Consider the following 19267-nt stretch of genomic DNA (forward strand, 5'->3'; position numbering starts at 1 on the left):
GGGTCTGCCATCGCGAGCTGAACCGAGACGGCCGAAGGCCCCGGCGGCGGACACGCACCGGGGCCTTCGAGGTCAGGGAAGGGTCAGACGGTCTCGGCCACAGCCGCCGGCGCCGCGTCCGCGCCGTCGCCGCCGTCCGCAGGAGCCGGCTTCTGCGGACCGCCCTTCAGCGGCACCTCCTTGACGAACAGCGACGCGATCAGCACCAGCACCGCGATCCCGGCGCCCAGCAGGAACGCGGAGTGCGTACCGGAGGACACCGCGTGCTGGTAGGCCTCGCGGGCCACCGCCGGCAGCTTCTCCAGGCTCTTCGCGTCCAGCTGCGCCGACTTCTCGGTGATGTTCTTGCCCAGCGCGCCGGCCCGCTCGGCCATGACGTCCTGGACCCGGTGGTTGAACAGCGCACCCATGATGGCCACACCGAAGGAGGAGCCGAGGGTACGGAACAGGGTGGCCGAGGAGGACGCCACACCCATGTCCTTCATCTCCACGCTGTTCTGCGCGACCAGCATGGTGATCTGCATCAGGCAGCCCATGCCGGCGCCGACCACCGCCATGAAGACGCCGGAGGTGAGCCGGGTCGTCCCGGTGTCCATCGTGGACAGCAGGTACATGCCGACGATCATCAGGGCGCCGCCGGCGATCGGGAAGATCTTGTACCGGCCGCTGTTGGTGGTGACCCGCCCGGCGACCATCGAGGTCACGAGCATCGCGCCGAGCATCGGCAGGAGCAGCAGGCCGGAGTTGGTCGCGGAGGCGCCCTGCACGGCCTGCTGGTACAGCGGCAGGAACAGGGTGGCGCCGAACATCACGAAGCCGGTGATGAAGCCGATGACCGACATCAGAGTGAAGTTGCGGCTCTTGAAGATGTGCAGCGGCAGGACCGGCTCGGCGGCCTTGGTCTGCCAGAACACGAACCCGATCAGCGCGGCCACGCCGATGCCGATCAGCTCCATGATCCGCGCGGAGGTCCAGGCGTACTCGGTGCCGCCCCAGGTGGTGACCAGCACGATCGCGGTGATGCCGACGGTCAGCAGGATGACGCCCAGGTAGTCGATGCCCGCCTTGGACCGCTTCCTCGGCAGGTGCAGCACGGCGGTGACCAGCGCGAGGGCGACCGCGCCCAGCGGCAGGTTGATGTAGAAGGCCCAGCGCCAGCCCCAGTTGTCGGTGATGGTGCCGCCTACCAGCGGACCGCCGATCATGGCCAGCGCCATGACGCCGGCCATCATGCCCTGGTACTTGCCCCGCTCCCGCGGCGGCACGAGGTCGCCGATGATCGCCATGACGCCGACCATCAGACCGCCGGCGCCCAGACCCTGCACGGCCCGGAACCCGATCAGCTGGCCCATGTCCTGGGCCATGCCGCTCAGCGCCGAACCGATCAGGAAGATCACGATGGAGCTGAGGAAGGCGCCCTTGCGCCCGTACATGTCACCGAGCTTGCCCCAGATCGGGGTGGAGGCCGCGGTGGCCAGGGTGTAGCCGGTGACGACCCAGGAGAGGTGCTCCAGGCCGCCCAGCTCGCCCACGATGGTGGGCATCGCCGTACCCACGATCATGTTGTCGAGCATCGCGAGCATCATCGCGATCATGAGCGCGAGCAGCACCACGCGCACACTCTTAGGCTGTTTGCCCTCTATTTCGTTTTCGACCTTGTCCGCCATCGTCTTCCCGTTTCCCCCTGCGGCGACTACTTACTTGCCGCCCGGCTAGTACTCACTACACTGGGGAAGGTAGACGCGCTACTAGCCGGGCGTCAAGTAAGTTTCCGCGGGAGCGCGAGGAGTACGAGGATGGGCGTCACGATGGACGGCACCAAGCAGCAGCGCCGCGGCAACACCCGCCAGCGCATCCAGGACGTGGCTCTCGGACTCTTCGCGGAGCAGGGCTACGAGAAGACCTCCCTGCGCGAGATCGCCGAGCGTCTCGACGTCACGAAGGCGGCCCTGTACTACCACTTCAAGACGAAGGAAGAGATCATCGTCAGCCTCTTCGAGGATCTGACGAAGCCGATCGAGGACCTGATCGAGTGGGGCAAGCGGCAGCCGCACACCCTGGAGACCAAGCAGGAGATCATCCGCCGCTACAGCCAGGCGCTCGCGGGCGCGGAGCCGCTGTTCCGCTTCATGCAGGAGAACCAGGCGACCGTCCGTGAACTGCGCATCGGCGACACGTTCAAGGACCGGATGCGCGGCCTGCGGGACATCCTGATCGACCCGGAGGCGGAGCTGGTGGACCAGGTGCGCTCCGTCAGCGCGCTGTTCACGCTGCACGCCGGGATGTTCGTGATGCAGGACCTCGAAGGCGACTCCGGGAAAAAGCGCGAGGCCGTTCTCGAAGTCGCCCTGGACCTGATCTCGCAGGCGCACGAACACGCCCGCGAGAGGGAGTAGAGGCCCCGGTCAGTGCCGGGTCGGCCCCTGGATCAGACCTTCACGCCCTTGGCGCGCAGGAACGCGACAGGGTCGATGGCGGAGCCGTAGTTCGGGGTCGTACGGATCTCGAAGTGCAGGTGCGGACCGGTGGAGTTGCCGGTGGAGCCGGACAGGGCGATGTGCTGGCCGGTCGCGACGACCTGGCCGATCCTGACGTCGACCCGGGACAGGTGCGCGTACTGCGAGTAGGTGCCGTTGCCGTGCTTGACGACGACGGCGTTGCCGTAGGCGGGGCCGTCACCGGCACCGTTGGGGCCGGCCTTGACGACGGTGCCGCCGTGCGCGGCGACGACCTCGGTGCCGGTCGGCACGGCGAAGTCCTGACCGCTGTGCTTGGCCGACCACATGTTGCCGGCCTGCGCGAAGCTGGCGGAGAGCGTGTACTTCTTCACCGGGTCGACCCAGGCGGCGGGGGACGCGGTGGCGGCGCTCGCGACCCCGGTCCCCAGCACGGCCGTGGCGCCGATTCCGGCAGCCAGAACGGTCACGCGGGCACGGAGCGAGGACGGACGGGCGGAGCGGGACGTGAAGCGTCGGAACATCGGGACCTCGTGGACTCGGGAACAGGTCGGCCACCCGGCGCACAGACGTCCACGAAGACGTCCACCGAAGCGGCTGTTCCTTGGTAACCGACCACCACATCAAGCCCAAAACGCCCCATCTACGGCGCCTGCTAGTAGAAGACCGTAAAACCATCCCCTTTCTTGACAGTCCCGACCCACAGGGATCCGGCCACTGACGAGGGCTTCTTCCTGGTGGAATTCCGGAGCGAAAACCCACTTTCTCCGTTTATGCCCCTTTTCTCCATCTAAGAGATCCCACTATCACGGCTAGTACCGGACATTTCGCCTGTGCCCCTTATCACCGGCGCCCCAGGCGGACGATCACAGAAATGTGACGCAGACCTCTAGGCACCTACCGTCCAGTAACCCTACGGTTCCCCTCGCGCCACCCTCGCCTCAGATCATGCCCCTGACATTCAGAGACGCGAGAGGACCCCCACCGATGACCAGACGCCCCTGGGCGCGCCGCATCTCCGTGACCGCCGTCTCCGTGGCCGCCCTGGCCGCGATGGCCGCCCCGGCCGAGGCCGCGACCACGAGCACCTCCTCCGCGAGCACCTCCTCCGCGAAGGTCGACTACGCCACCTGGCAGAAGGACTGCCAGACGGTCATGGACCAGGCCCTGCCGTACCTCAAGGACCGCATCGCCGCCGCGAAGCCCGGCGAGAAGCAGGCGATCGTCTTCGACATCGACAACACCACGCTGGAGACCGACTTCGGCTTCAGCTACCCCCAGCCGGCCAACAAGCCGGTCCTCGACGTCGCCCGGTACGCCCAGGAGCACGGCGTCTCCCTCTTCTTCGTCACCGCCCGCCCCGGCGTCCTGTACTGGCCCACCGAGTACAACCTCGAACACGACGGCTACGACGTCTCCGGCCTCCATGTGCGCGGCCTGCTCGACCTCTTCAAGGACGTCGCCGCCTACAAGACCGCCCAGCGCGTCGGCATCGAGAACGACGGCTACACGATCATCGCGAACATCGGCAACAGCGCCACCGACCTGTCCGGCGGCCACGCCGAGAAAACCTTCAAACTGCCCGACTACGACGGACAGTTGTCGTAACACGCGGCCCACGCGCTGGCTGGGCTCCATCCGTACGTCGTACGCACACGGGGGTAGCGGACGGCGCCGGCCGTACGAGCGCGCCTGACGCATCTGCGGGTGCTGCTCGGCACCCCGAATCCCTCCGGCTGCGTCCCGGTTGCCGGGACTGCGTTCCGTGATCCTGGACCAGCGCGGAGAACGCCGGAAGGGGCCGGTGCCCAAAGGCACCGGCCCCTTCCTCGGTCGAACCGCAGGAGGCTTACGCGTCCTTGCTCAGGTTGGGCCCAGCCCCACCCGCGGCCTGCTCGATCGGCGGGACGTCGGGCAGCGCCGACTTCTCCTCACCGCGGAAGGTGAAGGTCTGGGACTCGCCCTCGCCCTCGGTGTCCACGACCACGATGTGACCGGGGCGCAGCTCGCCGAAGAGGATCTTCTCCGACAGCGAGTCCTCGATCTCGCGCTGGATCGTACGGCGCAGCGGCCGGGCGCCCAGCACGGGGTCGTAACCCTTCTTGGACAGCAGTTCCTTGGCGGACTGGGACAGTTCGATGCCCATGTCCCGGTCCTTCAGGCGCTCGTCCACCTTGCCGATCATCAGGTCGACGATCCGCAGGATGTCGGCCTGGGTCAGCTGCGGGAAGACGACCACGTCGTCGACGCGGTTGAGGAACTCGGGGCGGAAGTGCTGCTTCAGCTCGTCCGACACCTTGTTCTTCATGCGCTCGTAGTTGGTCTTCGTGTCACCCGAGGCGGCGAAGCCCAGGTTGAAGCCCTTGGAGATGTCCCGGGTCCCGAGGTTGGTCGTCATGATGATGACCGTGTTCTTGAAGTCCACGACCCGGCCCTGGGAGTCGGTCAGGCGACCGTCCTCCAGGATCTGCAGCAGCGAGTTGAAGATGTCCGGGTGGGCCTTCTCGACCTCGTCGAAGAGGACGACCGAGAACGGCTTGCGGCGCACCTTCTCCGTCAGCTGGCCGCCCTCCTCGTAGCCCACGTATCCGGGGGGCGAACCGAAGAGACGCGACACCGTGTGCTTCTCGCTGAACTCCGACATGTCGAGGGAGATCAGCGCGTCCTCGTCGCCGAAGAGGAACTCGGCGAGCGCCTTGGACAGCTCGGTCTTACCGACACCGGACGGGCCGGCGAAGATGAACGAACCACCCGGACGCTTCGGGTCCTTCAGACCGGCGCGCGTACGGCGGATCGCCTTCGACAGCGCCTTGACGGCGTCGTCCTGGCCGATGACCCGCTTGTGGAGTTCCTCCTCCATGCGGAGCAGGCGGGAGGACTCCTCCTCGGTCAGCTTGAAGACCGGGATGCCGGTGGCCGTGGCGAGGACCTCGGCGATCAGCTCGCCGTCGACCTCGGCGACGACGTCCATGTCGCCGGCCTTCCACTCCTTCTCCCGCTTCGCCTTGGCGGCCAGGAGCTGCTTCTCCTTGTCGCGCAGGGAGGCGGCCTTCTCGAAGTCCTGCGAGTCGATCGCGGACTCCTTGTCCCGGCGGACGGCGGCGATCTTCTCGTCGAACTCGCGCAGGTCCGGCGGAGCGGTCATCCGGCGGATCCGCATCCGGGAACCGGCCTCGTCGATCAGGTCGATCGCCTTGTCCGGCAGGAAGCGGTCCGAGATGTAGCGGTCGGCCAGGGTGGCCGCCTGGACCAGGGCCTCGTCCGTGATGGAGACGCGGTGGTGCGCCTCGTACCGGTCACGCAGACCCTTGAGGATCTCGATCGTGTGCGGCAGGGACGGCTCGGCGACCTGGATGGGCTGGAAGCGGCGCTCCAGGGCCGCGTCCTTCTCCAGGTGCTTGCGGTACTCGTCCAGGGTGGTCGCACCGATGGTCTGCAGCTCACCGCGGGCCAGCATCGGCTTCAGGATGGAGGCCGCGTCGATGGCGCCCTCGGCGGCACCCGCACCGACCAGCGTGTGCAGCTCGTCGATGAACAGGATGATGTCGCCGCGCGTGCGGATCTCCTTGAGCACCTTCTTCAGGCGCTCCTCGAAGTCACCGCGGTAGCGGGAGCCGGCGACCAGGGCGCCGAGGTCCAGCGTGTAGAGGTGCTTGTCCTTGAGCGTCTCGGGCACCTCGCCCTTGACGATGGCCTGGGCGAGGCCCTCCACGACGGCGGTCTTGCCGACGCCGGGCTCACCGATCAGCACCGGGTTGTTCTTGGTACGGCGGGACAGCACCTGCATGACCCGCTCGATCTCCTTCTCGCGCCCGATGACCGGGTCGAGCTTGGACTCACGAGCGGCCTGGGTGAGGTTCCGGCCGAACTGGTCGAGGACCAGGGACGTCGAGGGCGTGCCCTCGGCAGGCCCGCCGGCGGCGGCGGTCTCCTTGCCCTGGTAACCGGAGAGCAGCTGGATCACCTGCTGCCGCACGCGGTTCAGATCTGCGCCCAGCTTGACCAGGACCTGGGCGGCGACGCCCTCGCCCTCGCGGATCAGGCCGAGCAGGATGTGCTCCGTGCCGATGTAGTTGTGGCCCAGCTGAAGGGCCTCGCGGAGCGACAGCTCCAGGACCTTCTTGGCACGGGGGGTGAAGGGGATGTGCCCGGACGGGGCCTGCTGGCCCTGGCCGATGATCTCCTCCACCTGCTGGCGGACCGCCTCAAGCGAAATGCCGAGGCTCTCCAGGGCCTTAGCGGCGACACCTTCGCCCTCGTGGATGAGACCCAGGAGGATGTGCTCGGTGCCGATGTAGTTGTGGTTGAGCATCCGGGCTTCTTCCTGAGCCAGGACGACAACCCGCCGCGCGCGGTCGGTGAACCTCTCGAACATCGTTAATCGCTCCTCAGAGCGGTCAGGCAGTGGGGGGAACTTCCCCTCCCTGTCCTTCCGCAGCTTAGTCCCGCAAGCGGGGACCGCTCATTCCAACTGCCGACACCGTCGATGGCCTCCTGACCGTGTGCGCCGACATCTGCTCCAACCCGATGGTGCGAGACGATGTTCCCGCAGGCCAGGCAGTTACCCCAGTCGCCAGTACGCCGATGGCGAACGTGAGACGGCCTTTCCTGCGTGTCGCCCCCTCCCACTAGGCATGTCTTACCCGCAGGGACTGACACTCCATGCCGCGCGCACCGGTTCCCTCCGCTATGGGCGAACAACCTTGCGCCTCTCCGGACCCCCAAGCGCCCCGTTTCCGGAACTCTGCGCAGCCGACAGGGCACCCAGCGTAACCCGCAGGGGTGTCGGACGGTTGCACTGGGCATGGCCTGCTCGGTCCCCATGACCTCCACGGTCCCTCTTCCCCGCCGGCCCCTCGATCCGGACGCACCGGCCGTCGGCGATCCCTGCGCCGGCCCCGAGGCCCGGGTCCGGCGCTGGTACGAGAACGATCTGGGCTGGCCGACAGTGCCCGGGCCGCCCGGACGGCCGTTGCGGCTGCTCACGGGGGTGCGGTTCGACGTGCTGGACGTTCCGGCCGAGGCGGGCGCTCAGGCGCTCCGGCATCTCGCACCGGGCTCCCCGGTGGCCCTTCGGGGCGACCGGATGGAGCTGCTGCTGGCCGCGGGCAGCGCGGAGGAGCTGCCGGGGCTGCTGGACTGGCTGGAGTGGGGCGCCGTACCCCTGGACCTGCGGGTCCTCGGGGCGGGCGACACGCTGGAGGCGCCGAGGCCACCCGCGGGGCGCGGTGCCGCGCCGGGAGCCGTGCAGGGGGCCGCTGTTTGGCTGCGGCCCCCCGGGCCGGGGCGTGAGGTCGAGGCCTCGCTGCCGGCCATGCCGGGCATGCCGGCCACCACCGTGGGGCGCGAGGGGAGCGCTCCCGATCTCGTGCGACTGGTGGACACGGTGGCAGCGCAGTGTCACCGGGTCCGGTTGCGGCGCGCGTGCGCCGGGCACCCCGCCGACCGGCGGGATCAGCCGTTGGCCTTCTCGTAGGCCTCGCGGATGGACGCGGGAACGCGGCCGCGGTCGTTGACCTCGTAACCGTTCTCCTTCGCCCAGGCGCGGATCGCCGCGGTGTCCTGGTTGCCGCCGGAAGCGGCACGCGCCTTTCCACGTCCGCCGGAAGCACGGCCACCGGTACGCCGGCCGCCCTTCACATAGGGATCAAGAAGGCTGCGCAGCTTGTCCGCATTGGCAGTCGTGAGATCGATCTCGTACGTCTTGCCGTCCAGCGCGAACGTCACGGTCTCGTCCGCCTCGCCGCCGTCGAGGTCGTCGACAAGAAGGACCTGAACCTTCTGTGCCACCGCATTTCCTTTCATCGATAACGTTGAGGACCAGGGGTGTGCGGCGTCCGCCGTTTCGCCGCCCCTGTTATATGCAGTACTGCAGTACGTCGGAAAGCAAACCGCTTTTGCCGGAAAAACACAAACCCTCGGGAGTGGACCAGCGGGGCACCCGCCTCCGGAAACATGCGCGTTTCGGACATAGGGAACCGGGGCAATGACGATCACAGATGCAGAAGCATCCGGCTGTTGCCCAAGGTGTTCGGCTTCACTCGTTCGAGACCCAGGAACTCCGCGACGCCCTCGTCATAGGAACGCAACAGCTCCGCGTAGACATCGGTGTCGACCGGCGTCTCGCCGATCTCCACGAAGCCGTGCTTCCCGAAGAAGTCCACTTCGAAGGTCAGGCAGAAAACGCGGCGAACGCCGAGCCAGCGCGCGGTCTGGAGCAACTTCTCCAGCAACTGATGTCCGACGCCGGCGCCCTTGAGCCCGGGCTTCACCGCCAGAGTCCGGACTTCCGCGAGGTCCTCCCACATGACGTGGAGCGCGCCGCAGCCGACCACCTCGGCGTTGTCGTCGCGTTCCGCGACCCAGAACTCCTGGATGTCCTCGTAAAGCGTGACCGTGGCTTTGTCGAGCAGGATGCGGTCGCGGACGTAGGCGTCGAGGAGGCGGCGCACGGCGGGGACATCGCTGGTCCGGGCCCGGCGGACGGTGATGGCTTTTGCGGAGACTTCGGGACGCTCTGCTGACATGAGCGGACGCTATCGCCCGTCCGCGCCCTCTGCCGAGCCGGGGTTCTCCTCTCGGCGGGCTTCGGGGGCTTGATGTTGGCGGGGTTCGGGGGCTTCCCGGGTTTCTTCCGGTCCCTGGACGATGCGTACGGCGTCCCTGAGGGCCTGGCGCTGTTCCTCGCTCATCATGCCGAAGAAGGCGACGAGTGCGGCGGCGGGGTTGTCGCTCTGCGACCAGGCGTCGTTCATGAGGGCGGCGGCGTAGGCGGCGCGTGTCGACACAGCCTCATATCGATAGGCCCGGCCTTCCGCCTCGCGGCGCACCCAGCCCTTCTGATGGAGATTGTCCAAAACCGTCATCACGGTGGTGTACGCGATGGAGCGTTCCTGCTGGAGGTCTTCCAGGACTTCTCGAACGGTCACCGGGCGGTTCCACTTCCACACCCGCGTCATGACCGCGTCTTCGAGTTCTCCCAATGGGCGAGGCACACCTCAGAACAATAGTGGGAGATCCCGGCAATGGCGTGCCGGACGTGCGCTAGGACTGCAAACGCGAACAAAAAGGGCGTGGGGCCCGCAGGGAGGGGCAGGATCGCGAGGGGGCAGGTTCCTGCCCCTCGGGCGTCTGCTCAGGCGTCGCCCGCGGAGGCCTTGGGAGCGGCCTCCGCGCGCGCGAGGGCGGCGTCGACGGCCGCGTCCTCCCTGGCCTTGGCGGCCCCGCCCTGGGTCTTCACGATCACCCTGACCACACCGATGAAGAACACGGCCATGACGACCGGGGGCACGAGCGCGGAGACGTAGTCCATGCCACCAGGGTAGCCACGCCGAAAGCCCCGGAAGGGCCGGGGTACACCCGATCGCCGGGCCCCTGGAAACCGCACAGGTGAGCGGGTCGGCGGACGCGTCCGGCGGGGGCTAGCCCGCGGCCAGCCGGCGGGACTCGGGCTCGGCCGGCGGGGCCGGCTTGCGGCGGGGGAAGACCTCGCCCGGGGTGGGGATGGGGCGCTTGGGGACGGCGGGCCGCTCCGCCGGGGCGGGTGTCGGCTTCGGGCCCGGCTCCTCCGCGGGCTCCTGCGGGGCCTTGGGCGGCTCCTCGGCCTCTCCCTCGTCCTGGCGGACCCCGGAGCCCCCCGCGCCGCCCGCAAGGGCCAGCAGGCGCGTCCGCGCGGGCGGCACGGCGGGCGCCGGCACCTTCCGCGCGCCCTGCGCGAACCGGGCCCGCACGTCCTGCTCGGCCAGCGCCTGGCAGCGGTCCAGCAGGGCCGCCGCCGCGGGATTCCCGCGCAGCGCGCGGAGCGCGGCGAGGTCGTCCGGCGTCGGCCGGTGCCCGGCGCCGAGCGCCTCCTCCAGCAGACTCAGGTAGCCGGCGGCGGTGCCCGGCAGGGCGGCCCGGTAGCGGCCCAGGTCGGCCACCAGGAAGGCGCGCAGCCTGGCCCCCTCGCACATCGCCTCGTCGAGCGACTCGGCGAGCCGGAAACAGTCCTGCACGTCCTCGGCGGAGGCGTGGCCGGGGTGGAGGGCGAGGGCGAGGGCGCGGCGGAGCACACGCAGCTCCTCCACGCCGAACGCCATGCCGCCGCGGGATCCGTATGGCGTGGGCATGCGGCGACGCTACCGAACTAATCGGACAAAAGTGACGAATCCGGATGTTGTTTCGCCGCGTGTCGCTCCGGGTTTCCCTCGTCCGGTGTCACCGGAGAGGCCGGCGCCCGCGCGGACGCCGGCGGTCCCTCACAGCCGTGACACGTTCCGCTCGTAGACCAGACGCAGCCCGATCAGTGTCAGCCACGGCTGGTGCTCGTCGATCACCGAGGACTCGCCGAGCACCACCGGCGCGAGGCCGCCCGTGGCGATCACCGTGACGTCGTCGGGGTCGTCGGCCAGTTCCCGGGCCATCCGGCTGACCACCCCGTCGACCTGCCCGGCGAAGCCGAACACGACGCCCGACTGCATGGCCTCCACGGTGTTCTTGCCGATCACGTTCCGGGGCCGGGCCACCTCGATCTTCCGCAGCTGCGCGGCCCTGATCCCGAGGGCCTCCACCGAGATCTCGATGCCGGGGGCGATGACCCCGCCGACGTACTCCCCGCGCGCGGAGACCGCGTCGAAGGTGGTCGCCGTGCCGAAGTCGACGACGATCGCCGGGCCGCCGTACAGCTCGTTCGCCGCGACCGCGTTGATGATGCGGTCGGCGCCGACCTCCTTGGGGTTGTCGAACTGGATCGGCACGCCCGTCTTCACGCCCGGCTCCACGAGGACGGCGGGCACGTCGCCGTAGTACCGCCGGGTGACCTCGCGCAGCTCGTGCAGCACCGAGGGGACGGTCGCGCAGATCGCGATGCCGTCGATGCCGTCGCCCAGCTCCTCGCCGAGCAGCGGGTGCATGCCCATCAGGCCCTGGAGCAGCACCGCCAGCTCGTCCGCCGTGCGGCGCGCGTCCGTGGAGATGCGCCAGTGCTCGACGATGTCCTCACCGTCGAACAGGCCGAGGACGGTGTGCGTGTTGCCGACGTCGATCGTGAGGAGCATGGCCGTTACTCCGCCTCGCGCAGGTCCAGGCCGATGTCCAGGATCGGCGAGGAGTGCGTGAGCGCGCCCACGGCGAGGAAGTCGACGCCGGTGTCGGCGTACGCGCGCGCGTTGGCGAGCGTCAGCCGCCCGGAGGCCTCCAGCAGCGCCCGCCCGCCGACGATGCCGACGGCCTCCGCGCACTCGTTCGGCGTGAAGTTGTCCAGCAGGATCAGGTCGGCGCCCGCGTCCACGACCTCGCGCAGCTGGTGCAGGGTGTCGACCTCCACCTCGATCGGCACCTCCGGGAACCGCTCCCGTACGGCCTTGAACGCCTGCGCGACGCCACCGGCCGCGACCACGTGGTTGTCCTTCACCAGGGCCGCGTCGGACAGCGACATGCGGTGGTTGACGCCCCCGCCGCAGCGGACGGCGAACTTCTCCAGCGAGCGCAGGCCCGGGGTCGTCTTGCGGGTGTCGCGCACGCGCGCCTTGGTGCCCTCCAGCGCGTCCGTCCACGCGCGCGTGGCGGTCGCGATGCCGGACAGCCGGCACAGGATGTTCAGCGCGCTGCGCTCGGCGGTGAGCAGGTCACGCGTGCGCGTGGTGACCGACAGCAGCTTCTGCCCGGCCTCCACCCGGTCACCGTCCAGCACGTGCCGCTCGACCTCGAACTCGTCCGTGCAGACCACGGAGAGCACGGCCTCGGCGACGTGCAGACCGGCCACGACACCCGCCTCGCGCGCGGTGAAGTCGGCGGTGGCCACCGCGTCCTCGGGGATGGTGGACACGGTCGTCACGTCCACCCCGCCGTCCAGGTCCTCCTGGATGGCGACGTTGGCGATGTCCTCGACCTCCACGGGGTCGAGTCCGGCAGCGGCCAGCAGCTCGGCGAGCGCGGGGTCGAGCCCGCACTCCAGGTACTCCTCGTCACCCTCGGCGCCGCAGGCGCAGCCGTCGCCGCAGCCGCCGGTCGAGGCGAGGGGAAGGTCGTCGGTGCTCACGTCTGTCACTGCTCCTGGGGCGCTGTTACCGGATAGGGGGGAAGTCTGCGGTGTCGGTGCTGTGTACGGCCAGCGACCGGTCCGGATTGAGCCGTACGACGATGTGGCGCCGCCAGTTGACGTCGTCGCGCTCGGCGCGGTCCTCGCGCCAGTGGCAGCCGCGGGTCTCCTCGCGCAGCCGGGCCGCGGTGACCAGGACCCGGGCCACGCACAGGAGGTTCGTCGCCTCCCAGGTGTCCACGCCGGGCTCGGCGGTCTTGCCGTTCTCGTGGAGCGCGTCGCGGGCTTCTGCGTGCAGCCTCTGGAGCTGGTCCGCGGCCCGTGCGAGAGACTCCTCGGAGCGCAGCACGCCGGCGCCCTCGGTCATGATCCGCTGGATGGCGAACCGGGCCTCGGGGGCGAGCAGCGGGTGCGCGGGCTTCTCGGGCTCCGGGACCGGCGCGGGCACGCGCGCGTGGAGGCCGTTGTCCGCGTGGGCGGCGGCGATGTCGGCGGCGATCCGCTCGGCGTAGACGAGCCCTTCGAGGAGGGAGTTGGAGGCGAGCCGGTTTGCGCCGTGCACGCCGGTGCAGGCGACCTCGCCGCACGCGTACAGGCCGGGCACGGTGGTCCGGCCCCGGGCGTCGGTGCGGACGCCTCCGGAGGCGTAGTGGGCGGCCGGGGCGATCGGGATGGGCTCGGTGACCGGGTCGATGCCGTTGGCCCGGCAGGCGGCCAGGATGGTCGGGAAGCGGTGCTCCCACATCTCGGCGCCGAAGTGCCGGGCGTCGAGGAACATGTGCTCGGCGTCCTGCTCCAGCATCCGCCGCAGGATGCCCTTGGCGACGATGTCGCGCGGCGCCAGCTCCGCCAGCTCGTGCTGGCCGACCATGAAGCGCACGCCGTCCCCGTCGACCAGGTGGGCGCCCTCACCGCGCACCGCCTCGGAGACGAGCGGCTGCTGTCCCTCGGCATCCGGGCCGAGGAAGAGCACGGTCGGGTGGAACTGCACGAACTCCAGGTCGCTCACCTCGGCGCCCGCGCGCAGCGCCAGCGCCACACCGTCGCCGGTCGACACCGACGGGTTGGTGGTCGCGGAGAACACCTGGCCCATGCCGCCGGTCGCGAGGACCACCGCGGGGGCGTGCACGGCGCCCACGCCGTCGTGCTGGCCCTCGCCCATCACGTGCAGGGTGACACCGGCCGTACGGCCCTCGGCGTCCGTCAGCAGGTCCAGCACCAGGGCGTTCTCGATGGTGCGCAGCCCGCGCGCGTGGACGGCCTCGACGAGCGCCCGGGAGACCTCCGCGCCGGTCGCGTCGCCGCCCGCGTGCGCGATCCGGCGCCGGTGGTGGCCGCCCTCACGGGTGAGGTGGATGTCGCCCTGGTCGTCGGTGTCGAAGTGGGCGCCGGTGGAGATCAGCCGCCGTACCGCGTCGGGGCCCTCGGTGACGAGGATCCGTACGGCCTCCTCGTCGCACAGGCCGGCGCCCGCGACCAGGGTGTCGCCCAGGTGCTGCTCGGGCGTGTCGCCCTCGCCGAGGGCGGCGGCGATGCCGCCCTGCGCCCAGCGGGTGGAGCCGTCGTCCAGGCGGGCCTTGGTGACGACGACCGTGCTGAGGCCGGCGGCCTCGCAGCGCAGGGCCGCGGTCAGACCGGCCACGCCGGAGCCGACGACGACCACGTCCGCGGAGATGGCCCAGCCGGGTGCGGGTGCGTGCAGTCGTATGCCTGTGCTGGTCACGAGGCGGCTCCGAAAGTGAGAGGGAGGTTGTCGATCAGCCGGGTCGTGCCGACCCGGGCGGCGACGGCGAGGACGGCCTCGCCGGTGAAGTCGTCGCCGATCTCGGTGAAGTCGGCGGGGTCGACCAGCGCGAGGTAGTCCAGCCGCAGCGGCGGGTCGAGGCGGACGGCCTCGTCCAGCACCTGGCGGGCGGCGGCGCGGACGGCCGCCGGGCCGCCGGGCGCGGCGGTGGCCACCGCGTGCGCGTCGGCCGCAGCGCGGGACTCCCCTATCGCGCTCAGCGCCTCGGCACGCGCACGCGTGGAGGGCACTTCGCGGGCCCGCGCGCGCAGCGCCTCCTGCGCCGCGTGCCGGTCCCGGCCGGCGAACAGCGCGCGGGACAGCGCGAGCGCGGTACGCCGCTCGTCGGGCGAGAGGTAGCGGTTGCGGCTGGACAGGGCGAGCCCGTCCTCCTCGCGCACGGTCGGTACGGCGACGATGTCGACGCCGAAGTTCAGGTCCCGCACCATGCGCCGGATCAGGGCCAGCTGCTGGGCGTCCTTCTGCCCGAACAGGGCGACGTCGGGACGGGTGAGGTGCAGCAGCTTGGCGACGACGGTGAGCATCCCGTCGAAGTGCCCGGGCCGCGAGGCACCCTCCAGGCGCTCGCCCATGGGGCCCGCCGAGATGCGCACCTGCGGTTCGCCGCCCGGATAGACCTCGTCCACGGAGGGCGCGAACACGGCGTCCGCGCCTGCCCGCTCGGCAAGCTCGAGGTCGGCGTCCAGGGTGCGCGGGTAGCGGTCGAGGTCCTCCCCCGCGCCGAACTGCAGCGGGTTCACGAAGACGGTGACGACGACCTCGCCGTCCGGACCGGCGGTCTCCCGCGCGGTGCGGATCAGGGTCGCGTGGCCCTCGTGCAGGGCGCCCATGGTCATCACGACGGCGCGGCGGCCGTGGCGCACGCGCGCGTGCAGCTCTTCGGCGGTGCTCAGCAGGGCGGTGGTCATCGGTCGTTCCCCTCGGTGCCGGTCGTGCCGTCGGAGCCGTCGGTTCCCTCAGTGCCGGTCGTGCCGTCGGTTTCCTCGCCTCCTTGGCCCGCGTGGCTCGCGTGGCCTCCGTCGGCGAGTACCCCGAGGAGGTCCTCGGCGAGTTCCGGCTTCAGCAGGCCGTGGGCGAGCGCGCGGTCGGCGGTCGCGCGGGCCATCGCCAGATAGCCCGCCACGGCCTGCGGGGCGTGCCTGCGCAGCTCGGTGACGTGCGCGGCGACCGTACCGGCGTCCCCGCGCGCGACCGGGCCGGTCAGGGCGGCGTCGCCGGAGCGCAGGGCGTTGTCCAGGGCGGCGCCGAGCAGCGGGCCGAGCATCCGGTCGGGTGCCTCCACGCCGGCGGTGCGCAGCAGCTCCATGGACTGGGCGACCAGGGTCACCAGGTGGTTGGCGCCGAGGGCGAGGGCCGCGTGGTACAGCGGGCGGTTCTCCTCGCTGATCCACTCCGGCTCGCCGCCCATCTCGATGACGAGGGCCTGGGCGGCCAGCCGCAGCTCCTCGGGCGCGGTGACGCCGAAGGAGCAGCCGGCCAGGCGCTGCACGTCGACAGGGGTGCCGGTGAAGGTCATCGCCGGGTGCAGGGCCATGGGCAGCGCGCCCGCGCGCAGGGCCGGGTCGAGGACCTTCGCGCCGTACCGGCCGGAGGTGTGCACGAGCAGCTGTCCCGGCCGTACCGCGCCGGTCTCGGCGAGGCCGGCGACCAGGCCGGGCAGGGCGTCGTCGGGGACGGTGAGCAGCACCAGGTCGGCGCGCTGGAGCACCTCGGCGGGCGGCACCAGCGGGACGTCCGGGAGCATGGCCTCGGCGCGCCTGCGGGAGGCGTCGGAGACTCCGGAGACGGCGACCGGGCGGTGCCCGGCGAGCTGGAGGGACGCGGCCAGCGCGGGGCCCACGCGACCGGCGCCGACGACGCCGACGGTGAGCCGCGCGGGGCGGTCCTTGAGGTCTGGCTGGTGGACTGTACTCACGCGACGGCGGCCTTCCCGTTCCAGTCCGCTCTGGGTACCGGACGATTTCTCGTCATGTTAACGCTATCGGGTGGGGCGACGGCCGGCCGTCCACAGGCTGTGGGTTTCGCCACGTCGTCGCCCGCGCCTCCGTCACGGGAAAACCCGGCTGTCGCGCGGGGCCGTGCAGGGCATGATCCACGGCATGACCGACACGGCTGAACAGCGCACAGGGCAGGACACGGAACAGGCGGCACGGGAGCGGTTGCGCGAGCGGCGCACGGCGGCCCAGCGGCAGGCGCGCCGCACGCTGGCCCGCGGGGGCTGGGCGGGCACGCTCCGCGAACGACTCACGGAGCTGACGGAGGCCGCGGACGGCGTCTACGACCTGGACGAGCCGGCCGACGTCTACGGCAACCGGATCGTGGCCGCCCTGGAGGAGCGGGTCGCCGCGCTGCTCGGCACCGAGGCCGCCGCGTTCTTCCCGACGGGCACCATGGCGCAGCAGGTGGCCCTGCGCTGCTGGGCGGCCCGCACCGGCGACCCGACGGTGGCCCTGCACCCGATGGCCCACCCGGAGGTGCACGAACGGCAGGCGTTCAGCCAGGTCAGCGGGTTGCGTCCGGTCAGGGTGGGCGGTGGGCGCCGGTTGCCCACGGCGGCCGAGATACGCGACCTCGAAGAGCCCTTCGGGGCGCTGATGCTGGAGCTGCCCCTCAGGGACGCCGGTTTCGTGCTGCCCACCTGGGAAGAGCTGACCGAGGCCGTCGAGGCGGCGCGGGAGCGCGACGCGGTGGTGCACTTCGACGGCGCGCGCCTGTGGGAGTGCACCGAGCACTTCGGGCGCCCGCTGGAGGAGATCGCGGGCCTCGCCGACAGCGTCTACGTGTCGTTCTACAAGTCCGTCGGCGGCTTCGGCGGCGCCGCGCTCGCCGGTCCGCGGACGCTGGTGGAGGAGGCGAAGACCTGGCGGCACCGGTACGGCGGCATGATCTTCCAGCAGTTCCCGACCGTCCTGTCCGCGCTCGTCGGCCTGGAGCGCGAAGTGCCCCGGCTGCCCGAGTACGTGCGGCACGCGCGCGTGGTGGCCGCCGCGCTGCGCGAGGGCTTCGCGGCGGCCGGGCTGTCCTGGGCCCGCGTCCACCCGGAGGAGCCGCACACCCACCAGTTCCAGGTCTGGCTGCCGTACGAGCCGGAGGTGGCCGCCGAGGCGGCCGTCCGCCAGGCCGAGGAGACCTCGGTGATGCTCTTCGCGAACGCCTGGGACGCCGGCGGGCCCGGCCTCGCGTTCACGGAGGTCGGCGTCCAGGCCGCGGGCCTCGAGTGGACGGCGGACGACGTCCGCGCGGCCGTACGGGACTTCGTGGACCGCCTGCCCGGGAGGGCCTAGAGGGCGCGGGGGCGCAGCCAGCGGGCCAGGGTTCGCCGGAGCCGCCCGGGCGCCGGTCGTCCGGCGATGACCGCGCGGAAGCGCCGGTGGTCGCGCACCTCGCGGACGAGGTCGAGGTCGTGGCGGCCCGGCGCGGGCGGCTCGGGCTCGCCGTGCAGGCGGGCGCGGTAGCTGTCGAGGAGGTACTGCTGGGTGACGCTCATGGAGGACCGCCTTCGGGACGTGGCTGAGGGGTGACCGATCGGGCTCCGCGGCTGCCCTGGCGCCCCCAACGTTGCTCCTGATCGGCGCTGGTGTCCCGTGGATTGACAGCTGCCGTCAATCCACGGGGGCGCTGTCAGTGGCCCGGTGCACCATGGGGACATGAGCGTGACCATCGACATCACCGGACTGCCCCTGGAGAGGGTCTCCGTCGTGCCCTCCCCGCTGGCGGAGATGGGGATGGCGCTGCACGCGCTGAGCGAGCCCGGCCACCACCCGGAGCTACAGGGCTGGGCGACCGCCGTGTCCACCCGGCTGGACCCGGGTCTGGCCGACCGGCTGTGCGAGGCGGACTTCCTGTGGCGTTCGACGTTCTCGGACGTCTTCGCGCCGTTCGCCGGCATCCCGGGCGGGCGCGCGCTCCCCGGGGCCACGCTCGCGGAGGAGCTGGACCTGCTGGACAAGCTGACGGACGAACAGTTCGTCAACGCCGCCCTGGAGTTCACCTGCCAGCTGCGCTACGACGTCCAGGAGCCCGGCCCGCTGGACGACCCGGAGCTGCGCCGGCGCTCCCTGGAGCTGGCCGCCGCGCGCGGTGCCGTCCAGGAGCGGTTCACGCGCCGCCTGCTGGCGGATCCGCCCGTCGTCCGCGCCTGGTTCCGGCAGCTGATGCTCGACTGCGACGACGCCTTCTTCGCCGACACCTGGGCCCGCATCCAGCCCCAGCTGGCCGCGGACGCCCGGCACAAGACGGAACTGCTGCGCCGAAAGGGGCTCGGCGAGGCCCTCGCGTCCCTGTCCGGGGCGATCTCGCTGGACGAGGAGGCCGGGGTCGTCACGGTCGACAAGCTGCTGGTGGGCCGCACCGCCACCGGCGACGGCGGCCTGGTGCTGGTGCCGACCAGCCTCGGCTGGCCACACGTGATGGTCCTGCACCGGTACGGCTGGCAGCCCGCGATCACCTACCCCGCGAGCGGTTCCCGGCCGCAGGCCCCGTCCGTGGAGCAGCTCACGCGCCGGCTGGAGGCGCTGGCGCACCCGGTGCGGATGCGGCTGTGCCGGCACCTCGCGCGCGCCCCGCACACCACGAGCGAACTGGCCGACGCCCACGGCATGTCGGCGCCCGAGATATCCCGGCACCTGAGCGTGCTGAAGAAGGCGGGCCTGATCACCGACTGCCGGCGCGGCCGGTACGTCCAGCACCAGCTGGACCTGTCCGCGGTGGCCCGGCTGGGCAGCGACTTCATCGAGGGCGTCCTGCGCTGAGCGGGGGGCGGGCGGCAGCCGTCTGAGCCGGGGACCCGGGCGGCAGCCATCTGAGCCGGGGACCGGGCGCCAGCCGTCTGAGCCGGGGCCAGGCGGCAACCGTCCGAGCCGGAACCGGGGACAGCCATCTCAGCCGAGGACCCGGGCGGCAACCGTCCGAGCCGGAACCGGGGGGGCAACCGTCCGAGCCGGAACCGGGGGGCAACCGTCCGAGCCGGAGCCGGGGGGCAACCGTCCG

At 71.2% G+C, this 19267-nt stretch carries 19 protein-coding genes; 5 read left to right on the forward strand and 14 right to left on the reverse strand.

Translation table 11 applies throughout. The annotated features are described in order from the left end of the window. Positions 1-83: 83 nt before the first annotated feature. Positions 84-1667: an MDR family MFS transporter gene (locus tag ACZ4U1_RS35840; RefSeq protein ID WP_467908350.1), complete on the reverse strand. Its 1584-nt coding sequence runs from the start codon at positions 1665-1667 to the stop codon at positions 84-86. A 129-nt stretch (positions 1668-1796) separates the two neighbouring features. Here ACZ4U1_RS35840 and ACZ4U1_RS35845 point away from each other — a divergent pair, with 129 nt between their 5' ends. After that, positions 1797-2396: a TetR/AcrR family transcriptional regulator gene (locus ACZ4U1_RS35845; protein WP_467908352.1), complete on the forward strand. Its 600-nt coding sequence runs from the start codon at positions 1797-1799 to the stop codon at positions 2394-2396. Between the two features lie 32 nt (positions 2397-2428). Here the strand turns inward: ACZ4U1_RS35845 and ACZ4U1_RS35850 are convergent, their stop codons facing one another. After that, positions 2429-2980, reverse strand: coding sequence for a M23 family metallopeptidase (locus ACZ4U1_RS35850; RefSeq protein WP_467908353.1), 552 nt, complete (start codon positions 2978-2980; stop codon positions 2429-2431). A 463-nt stretch (positions 2981-3443) separates the two neighbouring features. Here ACZ4U1_RS35850 and ACZ4U1_RS35855 point away from each other — a divergent pair, with 463 nt between their 5' ends. Then, entirely contained in the window at positions 3444-4064 is a 621-nt protein-coding gene (locus ACZ4U1_RS35855; RefSeq protein ID WP_467908354.1) for an HAD family acid phosphatase, read from the forward strand. Between the two features lie 241 nt (positions 4065-4305). On the opposite strand, the gene ACZ4U1_RS35860 is transcribed toward ACZ4U1_RS35855, so the two are convergent. Continuing rightward, positions 4306-6831 (reverse strand): ATP-dependent Clp protease ATP-binding subunit, encoded by a 2526-nt coding sequence (locus ACZ4U1_RS35860; RefSeq protein ID WP_467908355.1) that lies wholly within the window; start codon positions 6829-6831, stop codon positions 4306-4308. Positions 6832-7278: 447 nt separating this feature from the next. Between ACZ4U1_RS35860 and ACZ4U1_RS35865 the strand changes: the two genes are divergently transcribed. Next, positions 7279-7932: an SCO3374 family protein gene (locus ACZ4U1_RS35865; protein ID WP_467908356.1), complete on the forward strand. Its 654-nt coding sequence runs from the start codon at positions 7279-7281 to the stop codon at positions 7930-7932. Here the strand turns inward: ACZ4U1_RS35865 and ACZ4U1_RS35870 are convergent. The 10 genes from ACZ4U1_RS35870 to ACZ4U1_RS35915 form a co-directional block, all read right to left on the reverse strand. After that, on the reverse strand, positions 7911-8246 hold the full coding sequence (locus tag ACZ4U1_RS35870) for a histone-like nucleoid-structuring protein Lsr2 (RefSeq protein ID WP_059251614.1): 336 nt from the start codon (positions 8244-8246) through the stop codon (positions 7911-7913). The genes ACZ4U1_RS35865 and ACZ4U1_RS35870 overlap by 22 nt on opposite strands. Positions 8247-8449: 203 nt before the next feature. After that, positions 8450-8983, reverse strand: coding sequence for an amino-acid N-acetyltransferase (locus ACZ4U1_RS35875; protein WP_030651520.1), 534 nt, complete (start codon positions 8981-8983; stop codon positions 8450-8452). A gap of 9 nt (positions 8984-8992) precedes the next feature. Next, positions 8993-9415: a BlaI/MecI/CopY family transcriptional regulator gene (locus ACZ4U1_RS35880; RefSeq protein WP_467908444.1), complete on the reverse strand. Its 423-nt coding sequence runs from the start codon at positions 9413-9415 to the stop codon at positions 8993-8995. 176 nt (positions 9416-9591) lie between these two features. Then, complete coding sequence (locus ACZ4U1_RS35885) at positions 9592-9768, reverse strand: hypothetical protein (RefSeq protein ID WP_467908357.1); 177 nt, start codon at positions 9766-9768, stop codon at positions 9592-9594. Positions 9769-9877: 109 nt separating this feature from the next. Continuing rightward, a complete protein-coding gene (locus ACZ4U1_RS35890; protein ID WP_467908445.1) occupies positions 9878-10534 on the reverse strand; it encodes a hypothetical protein in 657 nt (218 codons plus the stop codon). Positions 10535-10693: 159 nt separating this feature from the next. Beyond that, entirely contained in the window at positions 10694-11491 is a 798-nt protein-coding gene (locus ACZ4U1_RS35895; protein ID WP_467908358.1) for a type III pantothenate kinase, read from the reverse strand. A 5-nt stretch (positions 11492-11496) separates the two neighbouring features. Further along, positions 11497-12474 carry a carboxylating nicotinate-nucleotide diphosphorylase gene (nadC, locus tag ACZ4U1_RS35900; protein WP_467908359.1) on the reverse strand — a complete coding sequence of 326 codons (978 nt, stop codon included), beginning with the start codon at positions 12472-12474 and terminating at the stop codon, positions 11497-11499. A 25-nt stretch (positions 12475-12499) separates the two neighbouring features. After that, on the reverse strand, positions 12500-14197 hold the full coding sequence (locus tag ACZ4U1_RS35905; protein ID WP_467908360.1) for an L-aspartate oxidase: 1698 nt from the start codon (positions 14195-14197) through the stop codon (positions 12500-12502). Beyond that, a complete protein-coding gene (gene panC, locus ACZ4U1_RS35910; protein ID WP_467908361.1) occupies positions 14194-15186 on the reverse strand; it encodes a pantoate--beta-alanine ligase in 993 nt (330 codons plus the stop codon). Before panC ends, ACZ4U1_RS35905 begins: the two co-directional genes overlap by 4 nt. Further along, on the reverse strand, positions 15183-16193 hold the full coding sequence (locus ACZ4U1_RS35915; RefSeq protein WP_467908362.1) for a Rossmann-like and DUF2520 domain-containing protein: 1011 nt from the start codon (positions 16191-16193) through the stop codon (positions 15183-15185). The genes panC and ACZ4U1_RS35915 overlap by 4 nt, the downstream gene beginning before the upstream one ends. Positions 16194-16377: 184 nt before the next feature. On the opposite strand from ACZ4U1_RS35915, the gene ACZ4U1_RS35920 reads away from it, so the two are divergent. Next, positions 16378-17562, forward strand: coding sequence for a threonine aldolase family protein (locus ACZ4U1_RS35920; protein WP_467908363.1), 1185 nt, complete (start codon positions 16378-16380; stop codon positions 17560-17562). Here ACZ4U1_RS35920 and ACZ4U1_RS35925 read toward each other — a convergent pair. Beyond that, entirely contained in the window at positions 17559-17765 is a 207-nt protein-coding gene (locus tag ACZ4U1_RS35925) for a hypothetical protein (protein ID WP_467908364.1), read from the reverse strand. The two genes, ACZ4U1_RS35920 and ACZ4U1_RS35925, sit on opposite strands and share 4 nt — an antisense overlap. Before the next feature lie 160 nt (positions 17766-17925). On the opposite strand from ACZ4U1_RS35925, the gene ACZ4U1_RS35930 reads away from it, so the two are divergent. Then, a complete protein-coding gene (locus tag ACZ4U1_RS35930; RefSeq protein ID WP_467908365.1) occupies positions 17926-19029 on the forward strand; it encodes a DUF5937 family protein in 1104 nt (367 codons plus the stop codon). Positions 19030-19267: the final 238 nt, after the last annotated feature.

This window comes from Streptomyces sp. NPDC028928, assembly GCF_055564915.1.